Annotated in this window: 22 protein-coding genes and 3 pseudogenes; 11 read left to right on the top strand and 14 right to left on the bottom strand. The window is 51.6% G+C overall.

What is annotated here, in order from left to right; all coding sequences use genetic code 11:
• Positions 1-4: 4 nt before the first annotated feature.
• Positions 5-898 (top strand): annotated as a pseudogene (locus O1721_RS24920) (IS3 family transposase); the annotation flags it as partial.
• 140 nt (positions 899-1,038) lie between these two features.
• Here the strand turns inward: O1721_RS24920 and O1721_RS24915 are convergent.
• The 3 genes from O1721_RS24915 to O1721_RS24905 form a co-directional block, all read right to left on the bottom strand.
• On the bottom strand, positions 1,039-1,896 hold the full coding sequence (locus O1721_RS24915) for an IS5 family transposase (protein ID WP_022652314.1): 858 nt from the start codon (positions 1,894-1,896) through the stop codon (positions 1,039-1,041).
• A gap of 167 nt (positions 1,897-2,063) precedes the next feature.
• Positions 2,064-2,594 carry a GNAT family N-acetyltransferase gene (locus tag O1721_RS24910; protein WP_022652313.1) on the bottom strand — a complete coding sequence of 177 codons (531 nt, stop codon included), beginning with the start codon at positions 2,592-2,594 and terminating at the stop codon, positions 2,064-2,066.
• 3 nt (positions 2,595-2,597) lie between these two features.
• Positions 2,598-2,867 (bottom strand): type II toxin-antitoxin system TacA family antitoxin, encoded by a 270-nt coding sequence (locus tag O1721_RS24905; protein WP_022652312.1) that lies wholly within the window; start codon positions 2,865-2,867, stop codon positions 2,598-2,600.
• Positions 2,868-3,722: 855 nt separating this feature from the next.
• Here O1721_RS24905 and O1721_RS24900 point away from each other — a divergent pair.
• Complete coding sequence (locus tag O1721_RS24900) at positions 3,723-4,712, top strand: RepB family plasmid replication initiator protein (protein ID WP_022652311.1); 990 nt, start codon at positions 3,723-3,725, stop codon at positions 4,710-4,712.
• 325 nt (positions 4,713-5,037) lie between these two features.
• Here the strand turns inward: O1721_RS24900 and O1721_RS24895 are convergent, their stop codons facing one another.
• Positions 5,038-5,730: a tyrosine-type recombinase/integrase gene (locus O1721_RS24895; protein ID WP_237471163.1), complete on the bottom strand. Its 693-nt coding sequence runs from the start codon at positions 5,728-5,730 to the stop codon at positions 5,038-5,040.
• Between O1721_RS24895 and O1721_RS24890 the strand changes: the two genes are divergently transcribed.
• A complete protein-coding gene (locus tag O1721_RS24890; RefSeq protein ID WP_224773780.1) occupies positions 5,678-5,854 on the top strand; it encodes a hypothetical protein in 177 nt (58 codons plus the stop codon). The genes O1721_RS24895 and O1721_RS24890 overlap by 53 nt on opposite strands.
• Positions 5,855-6,254: 400 nt before the next feature.
• A pseudogene (locus tag O1721_RS24885) lies at positions 6,255-6,562 on the top strand (IS1-like element transposase); the annotation flags it as partial.
• Positions 6,563-6,853: 291 nt separating this feature from the next.
• Here O1721_RS24885 and O1721_RS24880 read toward each other — a convergent pair.
• The gene (locus O1721_RS24880; protein WP_032430957.1) at positions 6,854-7,876 is read right to left on the bottom strand and encodes an IS110 family RNA-guided transposase; all 1,023 of its coding nucleotides are present in this window, start codon (positions 7,874-7,876) and stop codon (positions 6,854-6,856) included.
• A 506-nt stretch (positions 7,877-8,382) separates the two neighbouring features.
• Between O1721_RS24880 and O1721_RS24875 the strand changes: the two genes are divergently transcribed.
• From O1721_RS24875 to O1721_RS24865, 3 genes are all read left to right on the top strand, one after another.
• Positions 8,383-9,861: a SulP family inorganic anion transporter gene (locus O1721_RS24875; RefSeq protein WP_022652309.1), complete on the top strand. Its 1,479-nt coding sequence runs from the start codon at positions 8,383-8,385 to the stop codon at positions 9,859-9,861.
• Positions 9,862-9,878: 17 nt separating this feature from the next.
• The gene (locus tag O1721_RS24870) at positions 9,879-10,706 is read left to right on the top strand and encodes a universal stress protein (protein ID WP_032430841.1); all 828 of its coding nucleotides are present in this window, start codon (positions 9,879-9,881) and stop codon (positions 10,704-10,706) included.
• A gap of 81 nt (positions 10,707-10,787) precedes the next feature.
• Positions 10,788-10,991, top strand: a complete 204-nt coding sequence (locus O1721_RS24865) for a hypothetical protein (protein WP_022652307.1) — start codon at positions 10,788-10,790, stop codon at positions 10,989-10,991.
• Between the two features lie 276 nt (positions 10,992-11,267).
• Here O1721_RS24865 and O1721_RS24860 read toward each other — a convergent pair whose 3' ends face one another.
• From O1721_RS24860 to O1721_RS24820, 9 genes and pseudogenes are all read right to left on the bottom strand, one after another.
• The gene (locus O1721_RS24860) at positions 11,268-11,498 is read right to left on the bottom strand and encodes a thioredoxin family protein (RefSeq protein WP_021314637.1); all 231 of its coding nucleotides are present in this window, start codon (positions 11,496-11,498) and stop codon (positions 11,268-11,270) included.
• Between the two features lie 13 nt (positions 11,499-11,511).
• Complete coding sequence (locus O1721_RS24855; protein ID WP_225986354.1) at positions 11,512-12,480, bottom strand: permease; 969 nt, start codon at positions 12,478-12,480, stop codon at positions 11,512-11,514.
• A gap of 189 nt (positions 12,481-12,669) precedes the next feature.
• Entirely contained in the window at positions 12,670-13,212 is a 543-nt protein-coding gene (locus tag O1721_RS24850) for a sigma-70 family RNA polymerase sigma factor (protein WP_022652305.1), read from the bottom strand.
• 557 nt (positions 13,213-13,769) lie between these two features.
• On the bottom strand, positions 13,770-14,723 hold the full coding sequence (locus tag O1721_RS24845; RefSeq protein WP_022652300.1) for an IS110 family RNA-guided transposase: 954 nt from the start codon (positions 14,721-14,723) through the stop codon (positions 13,770-13,772).
• A 151-nt stretch (positions 14,724-14,874) separates the two neighbouring features.
• A pseudogene (locus O1721_RS24840) lies at positions 14,875-15,315 on the bottom strand (hypothetical protein); the annotation flags it as partial.
• Positions 15,316-15,343: 28 nt separating this feature from the next.
• The gene (locus O1721_RS24835; RefSeq protein ID WP_022652302.1) at positions 15,344-16,054 is read right to left on the bottom strand and encodes an ABC transporter ATP-binding protein; all 711 of its coding nucleotides are present in this window, start codon (positions 16,052-16,054) and stop codon (positions 15,344-15,346) included.
• A gap of 1 nt (position 16,055) precedes the next feature.
• Positions 16,056-17,261, bottom strand: a complete 1,206-nt coding sequence (locus tag O1721_RS24830) for an ABC transporter permease (RefSeq protein ID WP_022652303.1) — start codon at positions 17,259-17,261, stop codon at positions 16,056-16,058.
• Entirely contained in the window at positions 17,258-18,409 is a 1,152-nt protein-coding gene (locus O1721_RS24825) for an efflux RND transporter periplasmic adaptor subunit (RefSeq protein ID WP_022652304.1), read from the bottom strand. The genes O1721_RS24830 and O1721_RS24825 overlap by 4 nt, the downstream gene beginning before the upstream one ends.
• Positions 18,406-19,014: a TetR/AcrR family transcriptional regulator gene (locus tag O1721_RS24820; protein ID WP_004393990.1), complete on the bottom strand. Its 609-nt coding sequence runs from the start codon at positions 19,012-19,014 to the stop codon at positions 18,406-18,408. Before O1721_RS24820 ends, O1721_RS24825 begins: the two co-directional genes overlap by 4 nt.
• Before the next feature lie 187 nt (positions 19,015-19,201).
• On the opposite strand from O1721_RS24820, the gene O1721_RS24815 reads away from it, so the two are divergent.
• The 4 genes from O1721_RS24815 (at position 19,202) to O1721_RS24800 (ending at position 22,423) form a co-directional block, all read left to right on the top strand.
• Positions 19,202-20,155: an IS110 family RNA-guided transposase gene (locus tag O1721_RS24815; RefSeq protein WP_022652300.1), complete on the top strand. Its 954-nt coding sequence runs from the start codon at positions 19,202-19,204 to the stop codon at positions 20,153-20,155.
• 418 nt (positions 20,156-20,573) lie between these two features.
• A complete protein-coding gene (locus tag O1721_RS24810) occupies positions 20,574-20,903 on the top strand; it encodes a type II toxin-antitoxin system RelE/ParE family toxin (RefSeq protein WP_000493286.1) in 330 nt (109 codons plus the stop codon).
• A complete protein-coding gene (locus tag O1721_RS24805) occupies positions 20,884-21,165 on the top strand; it encodes a helix-turn-helix domain-containing protein (protein WP_000780222.1) in 282 nt (93 codons plus the stop codon). Before O1721_RS24810 ends, O1721_RS24805 begins: the two co-directional genes overlap by 20 nt.
• A 277-nt stretch (positions 21,166-21,442) precedes the next feature.
• A complete protein-coding gene (locus tag O1721_RS24800; protein WP_016947617.1) occupies positions 21,443-22,423 on the top strand; it encodes an IS5-like element ISKpn26 family transposase in 981 nt (326 codons plus the stop codon).
• Positions 22,424-22,689 lie beyond the last annotated feature (266 nt).

Raw genomic sequence — 22,689 nt, 5'->3', positions numbered from 1 at the left:
CGGCGTACTTCGCAAAGCTGTCCGACTGAGGTACGCCTTTATCCGTGACAACTCCTGTTGCTGGCGTGTTCGCCTGCTCTGTCGGGTGCTGGATGTTCATCCCAGTGGTTTTTACGCCTGGCTTCAGCAGCCGCATTCACAACGCCATCAGGCAGACCTGAGACTGACAGGACAGATTAAACAGTTCTGGCTGGAATCGGGATGCGTCTATGGTTATCGCAAAATCCATCTGGATCTGCGGGACAGCGGGCAACAGTGCGGAGTGAACCGGGTCTGGCGACTGATGAAACGTGTCGGGATAAAGGCTCAGGTCGGATACCGGAGCCCGCGGGCACGTAAAGGCGAGGCCAGTATCGTGTCGCCCAACAGGCTCCAGCGACAGTTCAATCCGGATGCTCCGGATGAGCGTTGGGTAACGGACATAACCTACATCAGGACCCACGAAGGCTGGCTGTATCTTGCCGTTGTTGTTGATCTGTTCTCACGCAAAATTATCGGCTGGTCCATGCAATCCCGGATGACAAAGGACATTGTCCTGAACGCACTGCTGATGGCTGTATGGCGGCGTAATCCCCAAAAACAGGTGCTGGTTCATTCGGATCAGGGCAGTCAGTACACAAGCCATGAGTGGCAGTCGTTCCTGAAATCACACGGCCTGGAGGGCAGCATGAGCCGTCGCGGTAACTGCCATGATAATGCGGTTGCAGAAAGCTTTTTCCAGTTGTTGAAACGCGAACGGATAAAGAAAAAGATCTACGGAACGCGGGAAGAAGCCCGCAGCGATATTTTTGATTACATCGAAATGTTTTATAACAGTAAGCGTCGGCATGGTTCTAGCGATCAGATGTCACCGACAGAATATGAAAACCAGTATTATCAACGGCTCGGAAGTGTCTAGATTTTCCGTGGCGATTCATTCTTCTCGGCTGACTCAGTCATTTCATTTCTTCATGTTTGAGCCGATTTTTTCTCCCGTAAATGCCTTGAATCAGCCTATTTAGACCGTTTCTTCGCCATTTAAGGCGTTATCCCCAGTTTTTAGTGAGATCTCTCCCACTGACGTATCATTTGGTCCGCCCGAAACAGGTTGGCCAGCGTGAATAACATCGCCAGTTGGTTATCGTTTTTCAGCAACCCCTTGTATCTGGCTTTCACGAAGCCGAACTGTCGCTTGATGATGCGAAATGGGTGCTCCACCCTGGCCCGGATGCTGGCTTTCATGTATTCGATGTTGATGGCCGTTTTGTTCTTGCGTGGATGCTGTTTCAAGGTTCTTACCTTGCCGGGGCGCTCGGCGATCAGCCAGTCCACATCCACCTCGGCCAACTCCTCGCGCTGTGGCGCCACTTGGTAGCCGGCATCGGCTGAGACAAATTGCTCCTCTCCATGCAGCAGATTACCCGGCTGATTGAGGTCATGCTCGTTGGCCGCGGTAGTGACCAGGCTGTGGGTCAGGCCACTCTTGGCATCGACCAAGGTGCCTTGAGTCATCATGACGCCTGCTTCGGCCAGCCAGCGATTGATGGTCTTGAACAATTGGCGGGCCAGTTGATGCTGCTCCAGCAGGTGGCGGAAATTCATGATGGTGGTGCGGTCCGGCAAGGCGCTATCCAGGGATAACCGGGCAAACAGACGCATGGAGGCGATTTCGTACAGAGCATCTTCCATCGCGCCATCGCTCAGGTTGTACCAATGCTGCATGCAGTGAATGCGTAGCATGGTTTCCAGCGGATAAGGTCGCCGGCCATTACCAGCCTTGGGGTAAAACGGCTCGATGACTTCCACCATGTTTTGCCATGGCAGAATCTGCTCCATGCGGGACAAGAAAATCTCTTTTCTGGTCTGACGGCGCTTACTGCTGAATTCACTGTCGGCGAAGGTAAGTTGATGACTCATAATGAACCCTGTTCCATGGCTCCAGATGACAAACATGATCTCATATCAGGGACTTGTTCGCACCTTCCCTAGATACCGCAGAAGAGCTGTTTCGGCAAAAATACTGTAATAGGACTAGGCCGCTTTACATAAGCGGTACGGCTTTACTGGATCAGTCTAAACCTGTTTTATTCATCATTTACTTCGAACAATTCTTCAATAGATTTTGTCGGGTAAAAGAGCGAGTTACAGTTTTCTTCCTTTAACTGAATGAAACCCAGTCGAAGGTAGAATTTTTTGGCGTTGTCGTTCAGCGCTTCCACGAACATTCCGTGTATACCCACAGCCTGCGAGGCCTGATACACGACTTTCATCGCATGGGTAACAAGTGTTTCTCCATATCCCTGGTGGTGAATGCTTTTATCAATTGCCAGACGGCCCAAAGTCACGCTCGGCACATTCTTGTAGGGTACACGCTTTTGTTGTGTTTTGCTGGGTAGAAGTATTTTCTCAAAGCAACTTCCTGATAGCGTGTAGTACCCCATCACACGCGGTTTATTCTCTCTCGTCACGAGAACATAACCACGTAAGATCTTACTGTTATGCTGCCGTTTCAGATGGTCAGTAAGAAAAGTATTCAGATACTCTTCTCCACAATCGAAGTTGCTTAATTCATATTCAACTTCCTCTGAAAAAATCTCAATCCTTAAACCCTCCATTTATTACTCCAGTTCCCGGAGACGGTTAGCGGCGCGTTTCAGCCGGTCATTCGGTGCTGGCGGATTAATGATTGCATCCATAACCAGGTTCCAAGACTCCTCATTGAGGAGCAGACGACGGTGCTGGTCAATAACTTCTGCAGCGCGTTCTGAGGCGGTACTGACCATGAACTGCGAAATTGACTGGTTAGTCATTGCTGCAGCTTCTTCGATCATGTGTTTGTCGTCTTCATTTAATCTCAGGTCAATGCGCTGCTTTTTCAGTGCTGACATGGTTTCTCTCCCAGGCCACTCTTTAATCTGAGAGAGCGGACAGTTTTGTTGAGTTCGGGACTTAAGGCGATAGCATGTACGGATGTATACCGTACAATTATAATAGAGTTATGGTATGCATGTTTCAACCACTAGTTGGCTGTGGATCCGGGTACAGCACGTAAAGGTGTAGAGAAAAACTTCTCGATGTTGATCGGTCAGGCTCAAATTACCGTTGCTGTGTCTGATCGGAAGAAACCAGAATCAAACTGTACTATGTAACCTCCGTATCATGGCTCTGAGAGAAGTGCAGTTTTGACATAGTCTGTATTGAGAAATGAATAGATCAGTGCTCGCCGCAGTCCGGTGACCGGGCTTATGCCCGCGAACCGGCGAGGAAGCGCAATAGCACAGATGCTGGCAGGAGCAGGTACGCGTTGTTGCCGGTATGAAAAGGGATCATTAATGAACAGTCTGAATTACCTTGTCGGTCAGCAGGTTATCCACATATACAGTCATTCGATCCAGTAATAAGATCCTTAAAGCGATCCCTGTAAGATCCAAAGAAGATCCCGACACCTCTGAAGGCCGCGTCAGGACTGAGCCTGGAGCATGATCACATAAGCTGTAGCATGTTAATCATAAGCTGTAACTGGTAGACAATAAGCTGTATTATGCAACGGATATGCTGTAATAAGCGATTGATATAAACTACAGTGAGTATGTCACCTGAAAGTTCATCAGGGCTGTGCATAAACTGAAGCCAGTTGTCTGGCGTTTTACAGGCCATAACATGAGAACAGTGGCTGCTTTTATTCTAAAACAATCCACCGATCGGGGGGCTCTCTGGACAAGGACAATCTGGACTTAAAAAAGTTGTTTGAAGAGGTGGATAAATCCTCCGGTGAAGTCGTAAATCTCACTCCTAATGCCAGTAATACAGTGCAGCCAGTGGCACTGATGCGGCTCGGAGTGTTTGTCCCTACTCTCAAATCACTGAAAAACAGTAAAAAGAACACGCTTTCGCGTACTGATGCGACGGAAGAACTGACGCGTCTATCTCTCGCCAGAGCCGAAGGGTTTGATAAGGTGGAGATCACCGGTCCCCGCCTGGATATGGATAATGACTTCAAGACCTGGGTAGGGGTGATCCATTCCTTTGCACGCCATAAGGTTATCGGCGATAAGGTTGAACTGCCGTTTGTTGAGTTCGCCAAACTCTGTGGGATCCCCTCCAGTCAGTCATCACGCAAGCTCCGGGAGCGTATCAGCCCCTCGCTAAAACGTATCGCGGGTACCGTGATCTCGTTTTCCCGCACGACCGAAAGTCACACCAAAGAGTACATCACACACCTGGTGCAGTCGGCCTACTATGATACGGAGAAGGATATCGTCCAGTTGCAGGCCGATCCGCGCCTCTTTGAACTCTACCAGTTTGACCGGAAAGTGTTACTGCAGCTCAAGGCCATCAATGCCCTGAAACGCCGGGAGTCCGCCCAGGCCCTTTATACCTTTATAGAGAGTCTGCCCCGGGATCCGGCACCGATATCTCTGGCGCGTCTGCGGGCCCGCCTGAACCTGAAATCCCCTGTGTTCTCGCAGAACCAGACGGTGAGGCGTGCCATGGAGCAGCTCCGGGAGATTGGCTATCTGGATTACACGGAGATCCAGCGGGGACGCACTAAACTCTTCTGCATTCATTACCGGCGGCCCAAGTTAAAACCACCGCATGATGAGAGTGCTGAGAACCCTCAACTGCCAGCCGCACCGGGTGATGTGAGTCCGGAGATGGCTGAGAAATTGGCGCTTTTAGAGAAACTTGGCATCACGCTCGATGACCTGGAAAAACTCTTCAAATCCCGCTGAACATAAGCTGTAGTGAGTAACACCTCTCTGTTTACTTGCTACAGCTTATATTGCTGCCTCTGGTGAGTGTCCTGCTCACTACAGCTTATATAAGCGGTGATGAGTGCGGCTCATGTCTGAGGCCCGTGCTTCCTGAGCAACAAACTTCCACCATTGTTTTTCTGCAGTTGCCGCAGCCCTGCGGACTTATTGCATCAGGCTTCCACATATCACAATCTGCTTACTCCAGCTTATGTTGCCTGCTACAGCTTATTTCACTCACTACAGCTTATCTCCGGGAAGATTTACTCACTACAGCTTATATAAACTGTGGCGAGTGACGTTGTCACGTCAGAGGGGGAAGTGTCCGGAGGATCTGCGCGGCATCATGCCCGTCACCGGTGAACGGCACGGCTAGTGTGGCCGCCATATCCAGCGCAAACACTCTGGTATATACCTCCATCGAGCGCGGATCCTTGTGGCCGGCCAGCGCCTGAATCACTTTCCGGGGCTGGCGGTGATAGAGCATATGCATGATATAGCTGTGCCGGAAGGTATGGGGCGTTACCGGAATTGAAAAATGGACCCCGTCAGCTTCGGCCCGCTTAACGGCCTGCTTCAGCCAGTTACGCATGGTTTCATCGGTGACGGCCCACAGCGGTTCACGCCGGCGGGGACGGGTGGTGACCATCCAGCTCGCCATCTGCCTGACATAGCTTATATCGGTCAGCGGGACCAGGCGGACCTCATCTTTCGGTGGGCGCCCGCGTCGGGCCCGTACTTTTTCAGACAGTACCCGCACAAAGGGTCGCAGACCATCGAGATCAAATGACTCCGGGGTCAGCGTCCGGGCTTCTCCGATACGGATACCGGTGTTCCACATGGTGGCGAACAGCATGTGATGGCGCTGGTCGGGCATATACCAGAGGAGGGCACTCACTTCCGGCGCCAGCAGATAAGCCGGGGTGGCACCGGTGGAGGTGGCCATGCGTCGTAATGCCACGGCGGTCGCAAAATCAACGCCCGGGGCGATCGGCAACAACGAAACGCGTTCTGGTGAATTCTGCAGGGGAATGACGTTGTTCATCGGCTATTTTTCACGTAGCGCACGCACTTTTTATGGATACAGGTATTTTGCACCTGACCGGCCGATCCTGCCATGACAATAAATCGCAGCGCGCGGATCCTTTTATTGTCTTATCCCGCATTATTGCGGGTAAAACCAAATGCGTAAAGGATCCTTTTTCAACATAGATCCACGTTAAAGCCAGTCATGACGCGGCCTGAGGGCTGTTTTACGGTTTTTGGGAGAAATGGGGTAATGCCAGGACATACATGATCGGACCATAATGAGAATGGAGCAGAGAAGAAGAGGATGCGCTACGTGAATTCTGACCTGGTACACCCCTGTAACCCTGTCAGTTTTCACGTAGCGCAATGTGGTAACTGACTATTGCCAGTTGATATGACGGCCGGCATTCTGATGCTGACTTAATATACGGATAATAGGTAATGCTGCCAACTTACTGATTTAGTGTATGATGGTGATTTTAAGGTGCTTGCGTGGCTTCCATTTCCATCAGATGTCCTTCCTGCTCCGCTACTGAAGGCGTGGTGCGTAACGGCAAAAGCACTGCCGGACATCAGCGCTATCTCTGCTCTCATTGCCGTAAAACATGGCAACTACAGTTCACTTACACCGCCTCTCAGCCCGGTACGCACCAGAAAATCATTGATATGGCCATGAATGGCGTCGGATGTCGCGCCAGTGCACGCATTATGGGCGTTGGCCTCAACACGGTTTTACGTCACTTAAAAAACTCAGGCCGCAGTCGGTAACCTCGCGCATACAACCGGGCAGTGATGTGATTGGGGTCAGTTTGGATATCGAAAATTATTGTACTATAAGGGCTTCCCCGGCGTGTCAACGCCGGTGTTTATGGTTTCTGTCTGCTCTTCAGTAAAAATAAAGGGGAGAGACTGCGGTACTATAAACGGCCATGATGAATCGTCATCGATTCGGACCCTGATGAAAGACGCGCGTGAGGTTCTTGTTCGTTAAGCGGATACGTATATCCTGTACAATAGCCAGATAGGCCTCACGGGGTCTAACCCTTTATCATCAACGAATTGCAGGTCAGATGGTTATTTTGTTTCGTGCTTTAGCTGGCTGAGTACAGCCTGAAATCATCACCGTAATGCAATGATGCCCAGCACAGCCTTGCGTTTTTGGCGGCGATGGCTACAACGGCACGCCAGTATCCTCTGCGATCGACCAGTGAACAGACCCAACGACTGAATAAATCAGTCCTTTTCTCGGCACCAATCAGAACCGAACGAGCCCCCTGAACCAGTAGCGTTCGCAGATACGAATCGCCAGCTTTAGTTATCCTGCCAAGCTTTGATTTCCCACCACTGCTGTACTGCGATGGCGTTAGTCCCAGCCAGGCTGCCAGTTGTCGCCCATTTTTAAAATCGTGTGCATTACCGATACTGGCGACCAGCGCACAGGCCGTTGTGGGACCAATCCCTTTCAGTTCCATCAATCGCTGGCTGCGGTGATCTGTTTTTGCCATGCGGGACAAAATCCGGTCATATTCAGTAATATTATCTTCAATACGATCAATGTGTTCCAGCAGGTCATTAACACATTGTTGAACCTGAAGTGGCAAAGAACTCTTCTGCTCAGAAACCATGTGACGCAGGGCATCTGTACTTTGTGGGGCGATGACACCGAATTCCGATATCAAACCTCTCAATCGGTTATATGTTGCTGTTTTCTCTTCGATAAAACCCTGTCTGATACGGTGTAGGCATTGCATCGCCTGCTGGCTCTCATCCTTCACTGGTACAAACCGCATATGCGGGCGACGAACTGCTTCACAGATAGCCTGAGCATCAGCTGCATCATTTTTGCCTGATTTACCGGCCATGCGGTAAGGAGATACAAATTTAGCAGCCATCAGCCGTGGTTCATGACCATATTGCCGAAACAACCTTGCCCAGTAGTGAGCCCCGGAGCATGGCTCCATCCCGATAACACAGGGAGGTAAACTGGCAATCAGCTCAGGAAGGGCAGCACGCGATACTTTGGGTTTAACCAGAACAGTTTTACCGTGTTGGTCAACGCAGTGAACAGCGAACACATTTTTAGCAAGATCGATACCGACAGTCGTGATGGTCATAACGAATCCCTCCGGGGCTATGTTTACCCCATGATTGCACAAGAGTTAATCAGGCGCATATCCAGGGGAAGTCCCTTCCATTCGTTAAGCTCATTTTTTAATCATTTCTGGTTTTTTTGGAAACGTAATATTCTGGATGTTAAGACGGTCATGCGGGGACATTGAACACAGATAATCATGTCCAGGTACGAACGTCCCATATAGAGTGTGAGCATTGATCGTGCTGTATTTTCGTTTATAGTAGATAGATTCTGTATCATACAGAGCACGTGGTCAGCACTAAAGTACATTACGCTGACTTATTCTGTTCACTGAGGGCTGAGTACCTGCTTTCAAGGATTTATCTGCTGATCATGCGCATTACGCCACCCTGAGTTTTCCCTTCCTCCGCCGTACTGAGCGAGCCTCAGAACGCACGTAATAACATCCCGTCTGCGGATGTGTTTTATCGTATTTGAAACTTATGTCCTCCGGGGCTAACTACATCTAAAAACTGAGAAATTACTATGTTGCTGTCCTCGACGCGTAAGGACTGGCTGGGTAACGTCCGTGGTGACGTGCTGGCTGGTATTGTTGTCGCGCTCGCACTCATTCCAGAAGCGATCGCCTTTTCCATTATTGCCGGTGTTGACCCTCAGGTGGGGCTTTACTCCGCTTTCTGTATCCCGCTGATTATGGCCTTCTTTGGTGGTCGCCCGGCGATGATATCTTCATCAACGGGGGCAATGGCGCTCCTGATGGTGACCCTGGTGAAGGATCATGGACTACAGTACTTACTGGCTGCCTCCGTACTGACCGGCGTATTCCAGCTGATAGCCGGTTATCTTAAACTCGGCGGTCTCATGCGCTACGTCTCACGCTCCGTGGTGACCGGATTCGTTAATGCACTCGCGATCCTGATTTTCATGGCGCAGTTACCTGAGCTCACCAATGTGACCTGGCATGTTTATGCTATGACGGCAGTAGGGCTCGCCATTATCTACCTCTTCCCGTATCTGAATAAAACAATCCCCTCACCCCTTGTCTGTATCGTGGTGCTTACGGCGATTGCCATATGGCTGCATGTGGACGTGCGTACGGTCGGGGATATGGGCAAACTGCCTGACAGTCTGCCGGTCTTCCTGGTGCCGGATATCCCGCTGAATCTTGATACGCTCCTGATTATTCTCCCTTACTCCGCAGGCCTCGCCATTGTAGGGTTACTGGAATCAATGATGACAGCCACGATTGTGGACGATATGACGGATACCCCCAGTGATAAAAACAGGGAATGCAAGGCTCAGGGCATCGCTAATATCTGCACCTCATTTGTCGGGGGAATGGCGGGCTGTGCAATGATTGGTCAGTCTGTTATCAACGTGAAATCCGGCGGTCGGGGCCGTCTGTCCACCCTCACTGCCGGTGTGGTCCTGATGTGTATGGTAGTCTTTCTGAGGGACCTGGTCTCGCAAATCCCTATGGCCGCGCTTGTCGCCGTAATGATCATGGTTTCGATTGGTACCTTTTCATGGCGTTCAGTTACCGACCTTAAAAGCCATCCCATTTCTACCAGCGTGGTGATGCTGGCAACAGTGGTGGTGGTGGTGGCCACTCATAATCTGGCATTCGGGGTACTGACCGGTGTGCTTATCGCTTCCCTGAATTTTGCCACTAAAGTGGCGCGTTTTCTGGCTGTCTCTTCAGAACTCAGGGAAGAGTCCCGGCTCTATAAGGTCACCGGGCAGGTGTTCTTTGCCTCCGCCGACCGCTTTATGGCGTATTTTGATTTTCGCGAAGCTGCAGAGAAAGTTGTCATTGATGTTACGCATGCCCATTTCTGGGATATCACGTCGGTCAGCGCACTGGATAAGGTGGTTATTAAATTCCGCAGAGAAGGAACAGACGTTGAGATCCGCGGGATGAACGAAGCAACCCGTACTATCGTTGATCGCTTTGGTGTTCACGATAAACCCGAAGAAATCGAAAAACTGATGGGAGGTCATTAATGTCAGGAATTAATGCTATGGACAACACCGTTATTGCCTGCGTGGATGGATCGTCATCAACACGCGCCGTGTGTGAGTATGCAGCCTGGATTGCCGGGAAGCTTGACGTTCCTCTTGCCCTGCTGCATGTGCTTGAAAAAAATGAACAACCGGCAGTTTCTGACCTTACGGGGACTATCGGTATTGACAGCCGGGAGCAACTGACGCAGGACCTTGTCCGAATAGAAGGGGAGCGTAACCGCCTGCTGATGACTCAGGGACGCGCCATTCTTGCCGGATGCGCGGAACTGCTCAGCCAGATCGGTATCCCGGATGTTCAGCAACTTCAGAAACATGGCGCACTGGATATCATCCTGGCTGACCTGAAGGGTATTCGTATGATGGTGCTCGGTCGCCGGGGAGCACAGAACCCGGTTGGCAGCAATCTGGAGAGCATTATCCGCCTGCAGAAAAAGCCGGTAATGATTGTACCTGAAACTTTTTCTGTACCTTCAAGAGTCATGTTTGCGTTTGATGGCAGTGAGGAAAGCCGGAGAAACCTGCGTCGACTGACGCTCAGCCCTCTGCTGCAGAGCCTGGAATGTCATATCGTAATGGTTAACGGCGATGCTCATACCCTCGAAGAGGCAAAGCGTAGTCTGCAGTGCGCTGGCATCAGTGCGATATCCCGGTTAGCTGAAGGACGCTCGGTAACGGAGGCGCTTTGTCGTTACGCCGCAGACAACGGCGTGGATTTGATTGTCATGGGGGCATATGGGCACTCTTCCCTGCGACGTTTTTTCATCGGCAGTAACACAACTGCGATGCTCGAACAGACCAGAGTCCCGCTGTTAATGCTCAGATAAGTCGGAACCCGGAGGAAAATCCGGGAAAACTTAATTCCAGACTGGCATTAAAACCCTGAGTCGGGAAGAAAAGGCGACATTATGAAGAAAATCCTTATGATTGATGAAGTTCTTGCGCTTGCCCAGCTTAGCCAGGTTGCATTTGATAAACCCATAAAATATATGGATGACACGGATGCTGAACTCATCGCTCGTTTTAAAAAAACCATCACACCAGAACTTATTGAGCAGATGTGTCTCAGAATACTTGAGCTTGAAGCGAAGTTTCAGACTTTAAACGAATAAGCGTCAGGAATATGATAACTAAAGGCTGAACAGGGACTGAGTAAGACGGCCAGCTGTCAGAGAGCAAAAAACGGACCTGAACTGACTGTGATAAGTGAGATATCAGAGTGTAAACTTTACCTGCTGTGGCGGAGCTCCGCGACAGAGATGAAGGTATACCTTCATCTCTGGGTCTGAACTTTTCATTAAAAAAGGGGCTGCCGGAAGTCCTCTACAGAGATCAGAGCTTGATATTTCAGGCAATGAACGAACAGGAATTATTTCCCTGCCTGCAGGTCAGAGCCAGCTTTCGATAATGTCTCTTGATGGTATTCCTCCGGTATGTACAACGATGTTATCAACGACAACCGCCGGGGTCGCCATCACTTTGTGTTTCATTATTTCAGACAGTGACTCCACTTTTTCAAGCTGAATAGCGACGCCTCTCTCATCAGCCACCTGCTGGATAAGGCGGATGGTTGTTTTACAACCGGAACAGCCTGTACCCAGTACTTTTACATGCTTCATTTTATAATCCTCTTCAGGGAATTAACGGGAATACAACGTTAAAAATCCAGCCAACCAGTGTGAAAGAGGTCAACAACAGCAACAGCAGGGTGCACAGTAATTGCCACTTCATCACCTGTTTGAGCAGAATGAACTCAGGAAAGCTGGCAGCCACAGTGCTCATGCAAAAAGCCAGAGTTGTCCCCACTGGCAGGCCGTTCGTGATCAGACTCTCCATCACAGGGATCACACCGGTAGCATTGGAATAGAGAGGTATGCCAACCAGCACAGCTACAGGGACAGTCCACCACTGACCGGCACCGAGATGCGACGCGATCCATCCGTCGGGCACAAATCCATGCAATGCCGCACCAAGTCCTACTCCGAGAATGACCCAGAGCCAGACACGCTTAAAAATGGTGAGAGTTTCCTCTTTAGCAAAGGCATGTCGCTTTGAGAGAGGCATATGCGGTGCCATGGTAGATTGTCGGATCTCATCAGTTTGATGTTGCTGCCCGTCTCTGAGGGCATCGGCGGCAAAATCGGCTAACCAGCGTTCGGCCTTAATCCGATCAAGAAAAGCACCGCCAGCCATACCAACAGCCATTCCGACAGCAATATAAATGAGCGTGAACTTCCATCCGAGCAGGCTGACCAGAAGCAGGACGGCGACTTCATTGATAAGGGGGGATGTGATGAGAAAGGCCATGGTAATCCCGAGGGGGATACCAGCCGAAGTAAACCCCAGAAATACCGGGATACTTGAGCAGGAACAGAACGGAGTAACGGCGCCAAAGCAGGAGCCCAGTAAATACCCCATTCCACGGTGCTTACCTGCAAGATAGTTTCTTACCCTCTCAATATCCAGCGAGGCCCGTAGTATGGCCACAAAGTAGATCATGACCAGCAAGAGAACGAAAATTTTGCTCACGTCTTCGACAAAAAAGTGGATCGCCTCCCCGAGTTTGGTTGCAGGACTCAGACTAAGGCATTCATAGACCAGCTAGGTGGCAAAATCAGTGAAAATCTGGAACATAACGGACAGGCCTCACGACGGTTGTTTTTCGGGAAGACGCTGTTTGACAGAAAAGGATGCAGTTTTTTTCGATTTATTTCATTTGCTGAGAAATGTTATTGAACAGGATTTCACTGCAATAGCTTATCGGTAACCCCAGAAGGGGAAACAGATTCTTCACTTGGGAGTGAAACAACATACCCGACCATACTCATCCAGTCTGATCTGGCAATTGCTGGAAAGTTTCCTATGCAGCCTATCCCTCGCCCGGGATAAACGCGATTTGGTTGCCGCAAGTGTCAGACCATTTCGGTCTGCAAAATCAGCCTGTTTCATCCCCTCAAGATCACAGAGCGTAAGGATAATCCGATCAGACTCTGCCATTTTATCCAGGATGCGGGGCAGACAACCAGCCAGTGAGTCGACAGTTTCAGGCGTATTATCCGGCAATGATAAATCATCGTGGAGAGGCATAAATGGACGCTGCTGGCGGCTTTTATCAATAAGCAGATGCCGGGCAACCTCAAACAGCCAGGCTCTGGCATTCACGATGGCACAGAATTTCCCATGTTGTCGTATTGCCCGGAGAAAGGTTTCCTGTATCAGATCATCAGCATCAGCCTCATTACCCACTTGTCTGAGTAACCAGCAAAGAAGTTCGTGTTCATGCTTCTTCCACGCCTTCATAAGGCAAGGCGGCGTGCCGTTCAGTTGCTCCATTTATGACTCTCTCGTTAAATACACCGCATAGCGGGAGGATATTGGTTCTGATGCTGTCGGGGATGGGGTCCGGGAACTGTCGGTGCCATGATGATGTGATGGACTGATAGCATCCGATCAGTTATCCACCTTTCGGAAACCTCTTCCTGCAACAGGGTATGCTGTCTTGTGTTCAGTATCATGCAGTAAACCGTCATGCGCAATACCATCAATTTCCGCGCATTCGGTTCCGGATAAAACGTCAAAAAAGCGGTCCGGAATCTGCCTGATAAGCCAGCTAGGGGACGTCTCAGAAAACGGAATCTATGGTCACTCCCGTTTTTGCAACACCGATTTTGACGACAAGTTGGCTTGCTTGAATCTATCCGGCGTCTGAATGGGATTTTATTCCCGCGCCTTGATGAGTTCCGCGCCTGATGAACCTCCAGAAAATATACGGCTTCAATGAGCCTTTCCGTTTTACAGGTTCCTCAACAGGCCGGTGGGCCGTTAGTATCATCAATATCAGTATTCGCAAAACCAGATCAGTAATTCTTTAAACCGGTGTATTTCTGCCGTTATGCTACATAAGTTTGCTGTCGTGCCGTTAGGGCCCAGGCTATTCTGGCCAGCTTGTTTGCCAGAGCACAAGTGACGACAAAGTTGCTTTTCCGGCACAGTAAATCCCTGACCCAATCGGCCAATTTGCCAGACTGGTGTTCCAGTTTTTGTATGAATACCCTGGCACATTGAACCAACAAAGTTCGGATCTTTTTATTACCTCGCTTACTAATTCCCAGCAATGTCGTCCTACCTCCCGTGCTGTACTGCCTCCCGTCGCCAATCTCAGTTGAAATAGTACTCGCTGTCAGTGTTCCGACGCAGGGAATGCTCAGCAAGCGCTGTCCAACCTCATCTTCGTCCAACTTTCGTTTCAACTGGGATTCCAAATCTTTAATCTGCTCAACAAGATAGTGATAATGCTGTTGTAATTTCAGCAATAACTGGCTGAGGTAAAGAGGCAAACTATTATCCTCAAGAATGGTACTCAGTCGGCTAATAACGGCAGCTCCTCGGGGAACGCTAATGCCAAATTCCAGCAGAAAAGCATGCATTTGATTGGTTGTTTTTACCTTATCCTGAACCAGGGATTCACGGACACGATGCAGAGCCCGCATTGCCTGCTGAGATTCCGTTCTGGGCTGCACAAAACGCATAGACGGACGCGATGCAGCTTCACAAATAGCTTCGGCGTCGACAAAGTCGTTTTTATTGCTTTTAACGAACGGGCGGACAAATTGTGGTGATATCAGCTTTGGGGAATGCCCCAACTCTTCCAACTTGCGTGCCATAAAGTGAGAACCGCCACAGGCTTCCATTGCGATGGTTGTAGCGGGGCATGTCGCCAAAAATTCGATCAACTTTGGCCGGGTAAATTTTTTACGGTAAACAGCCTTCCCGCGACGATCCTGGCAATGAATATGGAAAGAGTTTTTACCCAGATCGATACCAATGAGCGCAATGTTTTCCATGATAGTTCTCCGAATGAAAGCCTGTCCTCAGCATAGTACCGGGAAGGAGGGAGTGACCATCTCATTAAATAAAGCACGCTAAGCCGGTGGCAGCGGTCGCAATGGCCTGAACTTCCCCGCACCGACCTTGGCACTGCTGCGCCATAGGTAATCGCCGGTCAGGTTGATATGCTCCCACCCCAGCGGGGACAGATAGGGCGAATGATTGGATCACCGCCTTGCCGTCGCTGCTCGCAGCAGCCAGCTTCATGGCCAGCGCCGCCTCGTGAGTCTGCGCGTCAAAGTTTCTGAACTTGGTCGCATCAGCGCCGAGGTAAGCAAGGATGCGCATTTTTTCAGTAAGCGGTGGCTCGGGGTGTGCAGCAACTTTTGGGGCGAGCTGAACGACCTGAACCCATTCCTCCTGCGAAATCGCACCGGTAATAGCCTGCATGTTGCGCCCGAGTTCCTGCATGATCTTGCGTAGCGCCAGTGGCTCAACCTGGGTAGCGTCACCAGCCCAAGCTGGCAACAGAAAACCCCATAAAAGCAGGCAGGCCGTAACGGTCAGGGTGATAGTTCCAAATGCGTGGCTGTGTTTGCGGTGGGTCATGAAATTCTCCTGTAATTCAATCGTTCTCTCATTCGAACTCCCGCCCTTCGCCAGCTTCCTCATGGGTCACGCCGTCGCGGATGTGGTAGATGCGCTTGAATGTGGGGATGATCTTTTCGTCATGGGTGACGACGATGATGGCGGTCTCGAACTTCCGGGCCATGTCGTTGAGGATGCGGATTACAGCCATGGCGCGCTCGGAATCCAGCGGCGCAGTGGGTTCATCGGCCAGGATCACCGGCGGACGATTGACCAGTCCGCGCGCGATGGCGACCCGTTGCTGCTCGCCACCGGAGAGTTGCGAGGGCATTGCGCGAGCTCGGTGTTGCACATCAAGCGCTGTGAGCAATTCCAGTGCCTTCGCGCGCGACTCTCCATTCGCGACGCCTGCAAGCATCGGCAGCAGCGCCACGTTGTCGGTGACATCGAGAAACGGAATCAGGTACGGCGCCTGGAAAACGAAACCGATCTTGTCACGCCGTAAGGCGCGCAGGTCGCGGACTTTCCAGCCATCGGCGTAGATCACTTCATCGCCCAGCGTCATGCGACCGGCGGTCGGTTCGATCACCGCACCCAGACACTTGAGCAGCGTGCTCTTGCCGGACCCGGAAGGGCCGATCAGTCCCACCACTTCACCAGGCGCAACATGCATATTCACGTCTCTCAAGGCAAAGACAGCGGTGTCACCATCGCCATACCGCTTGCTTAAACTTTCGATGTGTATCCCTTTGCTACTCATCTCAACCTCCAATGGCTTCGGCCGGATCAACCTTGAGTGCTATGCGAATGGCGACGAGGCTAGCTAGAACGCAGATCACGAGCACGGCAAAAAAACCGGCGACAGAATCCATTGGCGTGAGCAGGACATATTTTGGAAAAGCCGGTGCTGAAAAGGTGGCTGTGATCTTGCCGACCACGAAGCCAATCACGCCCAGGGCGAGCGCCTGCTGCATGATCATCGCGGCGATGGTTCGGTTGCGTGTGCCGATGAGCTTCAACACCGCGATCTCACGGATTTTGTCCATCGTCAGCGAATAGATGATGAAGGCAACGATGGCCGCGCTAACGATGGCCAGAATCACAAGGAACATGCCGATCTGCTTGGCCGAGGTGGCGATCAGCTTGCCGACGAGGATGTCTTCCATCTGTGCCCGGGTGTAGACCGTCAAACGCTTCCAGCGCTGGATGGATTCGGCAACCTCGTCCGGCGCATGACCAGGTTTCAGAGTGACCAGCACGGCATTGACGAACGCGTTGCTGCTCTGTGAAGCAATCACGGCATCCAGCAAACCTGGATCACCGGGTCGATTGAAGACCGGGTTGGCTTCGGTGCGACGCCGGCTTTGCCAGATGGCATCGTTGTCCTTGAGGAACTGGGCCTCCTGGGCATCTTTGAGCGGAATGAATACCATCGGGTCGCCGCTGGACGACACCATGCGCCGTGTCAGCCCCACGACGGTGTAATGATTGCGGCGAATGGCAAGACGATCTCCCAGTTTGAAGCCGGTGGCGATGTCGGCCACAGCCTCGTAGTGACCGCGCGTGATCTGGCGTCCAGCGACGAGATAAGGAGGCCATCCGGGTGTAGCCCCCAACGCACCGGGCGCGATGCCGACCACCATGGTGCGTACATCACTCTCGCCCTTGCGTACCTGCATGGTCAGGTAGGTCGCGTTCGCTGCCTGTGAGACTCCCGGCATGGCGAGAATGGCGCGATACACGTCATCGTTGAGGCTGGACGACTCCGCATAAGGACCCAGAGTATCCTTTTGCACCACCCAAAGGTCAGCGCCACTGTTGTCGAGCAACGCCTTGCCGTCGTCCACCATGCCTCGGTACACCCCAGCCATGACTAGGGTGACGCCGATCAGCAGACCCAGACCGATGCCGGTGAAGACGAATTTCCCCCAGGCATGGAGAATGTCGCGGCCGGCCAGGCTGATCATCGTGAAACTCCCGGGATATGCTCGACCACATGGATGCGGCTGCGCGCCGTCAGTGCCTTTTCGCTATAGGTCACAACCTGGTCCCCATTCTTGAGCCCTTCGCGCACCTGCACGTAACCATTGAGGTCGGAAGTGCCGAGCTTGACCGGGGAGAAATGCAGATCACCATCCACGATTTGCCAGACACCAACTTTATCGCCTTCACGCTGGACGGCAGCGTTGGGGATCAGTGGAGCGGCCGGAAGCGCCGGCAAGTCAACCGTGACTTCGGCCAGTTCACCCACTGGTGGCAAAGGTTCTGGTTTGTTATCGAATGTCACCTTGGCAAGCGTTTCCTCGGTTACCGCGTCGGCCTTGGGTTCCACCCGCAGCACGCGACCTTTCAAGGTCTGGCCACCACGCGAACGCAGGACGATATGAGCCGGCAGCCCCCCAGCCAGCCCCGATGCGCTGATCTGGTCGAAGCGCACATTGATCCACAAACTCTTGGGGTCGATCACTTCCACCACGGCCTGGCCCGCGACGATGGTCGTGCCGGGATCGGCATCGCGCACGGCGACTACACCGTCGACCGGCGCGATCAGGCGCAGATTGCTCCGCTGCGCGACGAGTGCTTCGCGGTCGGAGCGTGCCCGGGCAATATCTTCCCGAGCGGCGGATAGGGCGGCATCGGCGATCTGCAGTTCCTGCCGCTTGGTGGTGACGATTTCCTCGCTGGTCGAGCGCACCGCAAACAATTGCTCATAGCGGCGCGCCTGGGTTTGCGCGTAGGCTTGCCGGGCTTCTGCCTCGCGCAAAGCCGCTTCCGCCCGCTTGAATACAGACTCCTGTGAGCGCACCCGATCATCAAGGTCGACCGGCTCCATCTCGCCGAGCACCTGTCCGGCCTTGACCTGGTCGCCTACATGCACCTCCAGGCGTTTGACGCGCCCGGCAAACGTCGGTCCGATCTTGTAGGTGTAGCGCGCCTCCACCGTGCCGATGCCGAACAGCGCCGGTGTGATAGCCTGTGATTCCACGCTTGCCACCGTCACAGCGACCGGGGCGAGCGGCCCTGATCGCAGACCGACATAAATAAAAAGCACCAGCAAAGGAATGATGACGGCAAGCAGTGCCAGGGTGCGGCCTTGCAAGGGTAACTTTTTCATTGCGCACTCCTTATGCCACGCCGATAAATTGCAAAGACGCGCGGCGCATCGCGGTGCATACGTCCCACATCACCCGCCAACAGCGATTGCATGACCAAGCCCTGGATCGTGCCAATGAACAGCGTTGCCGCCGCCTCGTTGTCAAGCGAGGGAGACAACTCGCCGCTGGCCTTGCCTTTCTCGATGAGACGATGCAAACGTTCGCCGTAGCGCTGAATCAAGGTTTGCACCATGCGCTTGGCCGGTGTCGATTCGGCACGCTGAAGCTCACCAAACATCATTCTTGGCACGCCTGGGTGCTCAGCTACGAATTCGATATGACTCATGAACATCGCCTCCATGGCTGCCAAGGGCGACTCGATTCCTTGTGCGGATCGATCGATTCTGGCTAATAGGCGCTCTGCTACCCACTCCATGACCGCCTGCCAAATGGCTTCCTTGTTCGGGAAGTGCCGAAACAGCGCACCCTGGGTCAAGTTCATGTGTTTAGCGATAGCCGCAGTGGTTATCTCGCTTGGGTTTTGTGAACCGGCAAGCGCCACGACGGACTCGACAGTTACGGCACGACGTTCATCGGCCGGCAGATGCTTTGGATGGGTGTCCACGAGCACTCCTTGTAAGATAGTAATTGATTACTATCTTACCACAAGAGGCAACTCAAACAAGAGAAAACCCGACGTACTCGTCAATATCTAGAGTCTGCAATGGGCTTAACGTGCTTTATTTAATGAGATGGTCACTCCCTCCTTCCCGGTACTATGCTGAGGACAGGCTTTCATTCGGAGAACTATCATGGAAAACATTGCGCTCATTGGTATCGATCTGGGTAAAAACTCTTTCCATATTCATTGCCAGGATCGTCGCGGGAAGGCTGTTTACCGTAAAAAATTTACCCGGCCAAAGTTGATCGAATTTTTGGCGACATGCCCCGCTACAACCATCGCAATGGAAGCCTGTGGCGGTTCTCACTTTATGGCACGCAAGTTGGAAGAGTTGGGGCATTCCCCAAAGCTGATATCACCACAATTTGTCCGCCCGTTCGTTAAAAGCAATAAAAACGACTTTGTCGACGCCGAAGCTATTTGTGAAGCTGCATCGCGTCCGTCTATGCGTTTTGTGCAGCCCAGAACGGAATCTCAGCAGGCAATGCGGGCTCTGCATCGTGTCCGTGAATCCCTGGTTCAGGATAAGGTAAAAACAACCAATCAAATGCATGCTTTTCTGCTGGAATTTGGCATTAGCGTTCCCCGAGGAGCTGCCGTTATTAGCCGACTGAGTACCATTCTTGAGGATAATAGTTTGCCTCTTTACCTCAGCCAGTTATTGCTGAAATTACAACAGCATTATCACTATCTTGTTGAGCAGATTAAAGATTTGGAATCCCAGTTGAAACGAAAGTTGGACGAAGATGAGGTTGGACAGCGCTTGCTGAGCATTCCCTGCGTCGGAACACTGACAGCGAGTACTATTTCAACTGAGATTGGCGACGGGAGGCAGTACAGCACGGGAGGTAGGACGACATTGCTGGGAATTAGTAAGCGAGGTAATAAAAAGATCCGAACTTTGTTGGTTCAATGTGCCAGGGTATTCATACAAAAACTGGAACACCAGTCTGGCAAATTGGCCGATTGGGTCAGGGATTTACTGTGCCGGAAAAGCAACTTTGTCGTCACTTGTGCTCTGGCAAACAAGCTGGCCAGAATAGCCTGGGCCCTAACGGCACGACAGCAAACTTATGTAGCATAACGGCAGAAATACACCGGTTTAAAGAATTACTGATCTGGTTTTGCGAATACTGATATTGATGATACTAACGGCCCACCGGCCTGTTGAGGAACCTGTAAAACGGAAAGGCTCATTGAAGCCGTATATTTTCTGGAGGTTCATCAGGCGCGGAACTCATCAAGGCGCGGGAATAAAATCCCATTCAGACGCCGGATAGATTCAAGCAAGCCAACTTGTCGTCAAAATCGGTGTTGCAAAAACGGGAGTGACCATAGATTCCGTTTTCCAAGCGGCCCCCTTCCTCAGTGGAACGAAAACTCACGCTAACAGGGTAGTGACCGGGTAGCCACGATAACTGCCAACAAAATTAGCTTATAGGTTAATTCTACCTTGTCTGAAATTAGCCTATAGGTTAATATTAATAGAAATGGGAGGTCACATGTTTAGCGTTGTTTATCACCCGGAAGCCAGGGAAGAAGCCACAGCATTACCCGTAAAAATCAGGGTGAAGTTTGACCGTCTCATCGGCAAACTGGAGTATGACGCCCGATTACTGCGGGAGCCGGACACGAAGCCCCTGGGCGATGGACTTTTTGAGATCCGCACGATGGGGACGGACATAGCCAGGGGAATCTGGGTATACCACAAAGGCAATACCATCATCATGCTCCGTGTTTTCATCAAGAAGTCACAGAAAACGCCAGCGAAAGAAATCGATCTCGCCAAAAAGCGGTTAGCGGAGGTACTTAATGAAACTGGTAAGCCATAAAGAACTGCATAACGAGTGGATGCAGGACGATGAATATCGCGCTGCATGGCAGGAAGAAGAACGTAAGGAAAAGCTCAGGGAGCTGCTTGCTGAATGGCGCAAGCATGACAACCTGACAAAAGCGCAGGTTGCTGAACGCATGGGGGTTACACCTCCGGTTATTTCTCGCCTGGAAAACAACATCACCAAAGCCAGCATCGACACACTGACCCGCTACGCTCACGCCTGCGGCATCAAGAAACCTGTCATTGCCCTGTACTGAATAGCCAGCCCTCCGGGGCTGGCCTTTTTGTTTCGGTCAGTCCCAAAATTTTGTTAAAGCAAGTTTAAAATGTCACCTGTTTCTCCAAAGTTGAAATGTCACTTCTAAGCCAATCTATTTATACATAATCTTTACATCTTTCCCCGGTGACAAAGTGCTAATTGGTCTGTAATGTTCAATGTGTGGCAGGCAAGCCGCCGGTGACTTAGGGAAGGTGCGAACAAGTTCCTGATATGAGATCATCATATTCATCCGGAGCGCATCCCAGAGGGACATCATGAGCCATCAACTCACCTTCGCCGATAGTGAATTCAGCACTAAGCGCCGTCAGACCCGAAAAGAGATTTTCCTCTCCCGCATGGAGCAGATTCTGCCATGGCAGAATATGACCGCTGTCATCGAGCCGTTTTATCCCAAGGCGGGCAATGGCCGACGGCCCTATCCGCTGGAGACCATGCTGCGTATTCACTGCATGCAGCATTGGTACAACCTGAGCGACGGTGCCATGGAAGATGCCCTGTACGAAATCGCCTCCATGCGCCTGTTTGCCCGATTATCCCTGGATAGCGCCCTGCCGGATCGCACCACCATCATGAATTTCCGCCACCTGCTCGAGCAGCATCAACTGGCCCGTCAATTGTTCAAGACCATCAATCGCTGGCTGGCCGAAGCAGGCGTCATGATGACCCAAGGCACTTTGGTGGATGCCACCATCATTGAGGCACCCAGCTCGACCAAGAACAATGAGCAGCAACGCGATCCGGAGATGCATCAGACCAAGAAAGGCAATCAGTGGCACTTTGGCATGAAGGCCCACATTGGTGTCGATGCCAAGAGTGGCCTGACCCACAGCCTGGTCACCACCGCGGCCAACGAGCATGACCTCAATCAGCTGGGTAATCTGCTTCATGGAGAGGAGCAATTTGTCTCAGCCGATGCCGGCTACCAAGGAGCGCCACAGCGCGAGGAGCTGGCCGAGGTGGATGTGGACTGGCTGATCGCCGAGCGTCCCGGCAGGGTAAAAACCTTGAAGCAGCATCCGCGCAAGAACAAAACGGCCATCAACATCGAATACATGAAAGCCAGCATCCGTGCCAGGGTGGAGCACCCGTTTCGCATCATCAAGCGGCAGTTCGGCTTCGTGAAAGCCAGATACAAGGGGCTGCTGAAAAACGATAACCAACTGGCGATGTTATTCACCCTGGCCAACCTGTTTCGGGTGGACCAAATGATACGTCAGTGGGAGAGATCTCAGTAAAAACCGGAAATAACGCCAGAAATGGTGGAAAAAATAGCCTAAATAGGCTGATTCGATGTGTTTGCGGGAAAAAAATCGGCCCAGATCCGCGAAATTTTAATCAGCGAGTCAGCTTGGGAAGAAATGACCTGCTTATTCGCACCTTCCTTAATATAAAGACACAAGCAGAGACATTTTTGGCACGATATAAAAACGCTAAGTTAAAAAATCACTATGACGTGTTGGGTATCAAATGTTCACTGGCATAAACCTCTGTTTCTGATGTA

The organism is Enterobacter cloacae complex sp. HYC033_NIDB (assembly GCF_056673335.1).
The sequence above is the reverse complement of the archived record's forward strand: the minus strand, read 5'-3'. Positions and strand labels throughout refer to the sequence as shown.

Bases quoted from the DNA above. Each gene is read 5' to 3' on its own strand.
- O1721_RS24830 (WP_022652303.1), bottom strand. From the start codon at position 17,261: ATGATCAGCCTGGCCGGCCGCGACATTCTCCATGCCTGGGGGAAATTC.
- O1721_RS24910 (WP_022652313.1), bottom strand. From the start codon at position 2,594: ATGGAGGGTTTAAGGATTGAGATTTTTTCAGAGGAAGTTGAATATGAA.
- O1721_RS24845 (WP_022652300.1), bottom strand. From the start codon at position 14,723: ATGGAAAACATTGCGCTCATTGGTATCGATCTGGGTAAAAACTCTTTC.
- O1721_RS24805 (WP_000780222.1), top strand. From the start codon at position 20,884: ATGAAACTGGTAAGCCATAAAGAACTGCATAACGAGTGGATGCAGGAC.
- O1721_RS24890 (WP_224773780.1), top strand. From the start codon at position 5,678: ATGCGTCGTAATGCCACGGCGGTCGCAAAATCAACGCCCGGGGCGATC.
- O1721_RS24810 (WP_000493286.1), top strand. From the start codon at position 20,574: ATGTTTAGCGTTGTTTATCACCCGGAAGCCAGGGAAGAAGCCACAGCA.
- O1721_RS24800 (WP_016947617.1), top strand. From the start codon at position 21,443: ATGAGCCATCAACTCACCTTCGCCGATAGTGAATTCAGCACTAAGCGC.
- O1721_RS24835 (WP_022652302.1), bottom strand. From the start codon at position 16,054: ATGAGTAGCAAAGGGATACACATCGAAAGTTTAAGCAAGCGGTATGGC.
- O1721_RS24865 (WP_022652307.1), top strand. From the start codon at position 10,788: ATGAAGAAAATCCTTATGATTGATGAAGTTCTTGCGCTTGCCCAGCTT.
- O1721_RS24815 (WP_022652300.1), top strand. From the start codon at position 19,202: ATGGAAAACATTGCGCTCATTGGTATCGATCTGGGTAAAAACTCTTTC.
- O1721_RS24850 (WP_022652305.1), bottom strand. From the start codon at position 13,212: ATGGAGCAACTGAACGGCACGCCGCCTTGCCTTATGAAGGCGTGGAAG.
- O1721_RS24905 (WP_022652312.1), bottom strand. From the start codon at position 2,867: ATGTCAGCACTGAAAAAGCAGCGCATTGACCTGAGATTAAATGAAGAC.
- O1721_RS24875 (WP_022652309.1), top strand. From the start codon at position 8,383: ATGTTGCTGTCCTCGACGCGTAAGGACTGGCTGGGTAACGTCCGTGGT.
- O1721_RS24825 (WP_022652304.1), bottom strand. From the start codon at position 18,409: ATGAAAAAGTTACCCTTGCAAGGCCGCACCCTGGCACTGCTTGCCGTC.
- O1721_RS24915 (WP_022652314.1), bottom strand. From the start codon at position 1,896: ATGAGTCATCAACTTACCTTCGCCGACAGTGAATTCAGCAGTAAGCGC.
- O1721_RS24870 (WP_032430841.1), top strand. From the start codon at position 9,879: ATGGACAACACCGTTATTGCCTGCGTGGATGGATCGTCATCAACACGC.
- O1721_RS24860 (WP_021314637.1), bottom strand. From the start codon at position 11,498: ATGAAGCATGTAAAAGTACTGGGTACAGGCTGTTCCGGTTGTAAAACA.
- O1721_RS24880 (WP_032430957.1), bottom strand. From the start codon at position 7,876: ATGACCATCACGACTGTCGGTATCGATCTTGCTAAAAATGTGTTCGCT.